1 pseudogene is annotated in these 1,271 nt (G+C 74.0%); it reads left to right on the forward strand.

Annotated features, from left to right (window positions below):
• Positions 1-1,271, forward strand: a pseudogene (locus F0Q45_RS26050) (ATP-binding protein); the annotation flags it as partial.

The following is a 1,271-nucleotide window of genomic DNA, read 5'->3' on the forward strand; positions in this document are numbered from 1 at the left end:
GGCCACCAGCACCGTCGACCCCCTGCTCGCCCCGCCGCAGCGCATCCTGGGCAACCTCACCGTCACCGCCCATGGCGTCTACGCCCACTACCTGCTCAGCGGGCTGCCCTACTACCTGCAGTCCACCAGGCGCCGCCTCGGCGTCGCCGACCGCCACCAGACCCTGGCCCGCGAAATCCCGGCCGGCAGCTGGATTTTCGGGCTCTCGGTGCCCCAGGACCAGCGCCGGCTGCTGCGCGCGATGCTGCACGGTCACCGCGACCGGCCGCACTGGATCACCGCCTGCCAGCAGCTGGCCCCGGTCATCGCCGCACAGCACCCCCGCACCCGGCTGTACTGGCTGGCCATGCCCGTCGACGCCGGCCGCGCCGGGCACAGCCCGCTGGGGCACGCCGCCCGGCTGCGCGACTGGGCCATCGGGCGCGACAAGGACTCCGAGGACTCCGTGGCCGCCTACCAGCGCCTGGCCCACGACATCATCACCGCCCTGCCCGAGGAATTCGGGCCCGCCCCGGCCACCGCGGACATGATCGACTGGTTCTGGCGCCACAACACCTGGCGCGGCGTGTACGACAGCCCACTTCCCCGGCGCCGCACCGCTTCCGAGCCCATCGACGGCGCCGAGCTGCCCGAGGCGCGGTTCGACGACGGCGACCAGCACCACCACCGCAGCCCGGAGCTGCCGCTGCGTAGCGTCGCGGCCGTGCTCGGTGCCGGCGCGCTGGGCTGCGCCGTGGCCGGGCTGCCCGCACCGGCCCTGGCCGGCGCCGCCGGGGCCGCCGCCGCGCTGCTGGCCCGCCTCGCCGGGATCCGGCGCATCCCCTCCTGGACCAGGGCGCTGCGCGTGTCCAGCCCCGAGGGCCGCTACCCCGACAGCTACCAGGCCATCCTGCCCGTCGTCGACATGCCCAAGGCCGGCATCGCCTTCCCCGGCTCGGAATTCCTGGCCGCCCTCGACGACCTGGACACCGGCGCCACCTTCGACTTCGCGGTCAACCTCGTCACGCTCAGCCGCGAACTGGAATTCGCGCGCAACGACCGCGCCAAGGGCAACATCGACGACCAGTTCACCCAGCGCCGCGACGTCCGCCACGGCGACGCCGAACTGCTCGCCACCGCCCGCCAACTCGCCGAATACCACCGCCAGCTCTCGGCCACCATCGACGAACGCCCCCTGCAGGCCGCGTTCCTGATCGCCGTCGGCGCCCCCGACCCCTCCACCTTGGACTACAGCGTCAAACGGCTGCGCGAAGAACTCACCGCGTCGGGGC

Origin of the sequence: Mycobacterium simiae (genome assembly GCF_008370645.1) — a bacterium.
GTDB lineage: Bacteria > Actinomycetota > Actinomycetes > Mycobacteriales > Mycobacteriaceae > Mycobacterium > Mycobacterium simiae_A.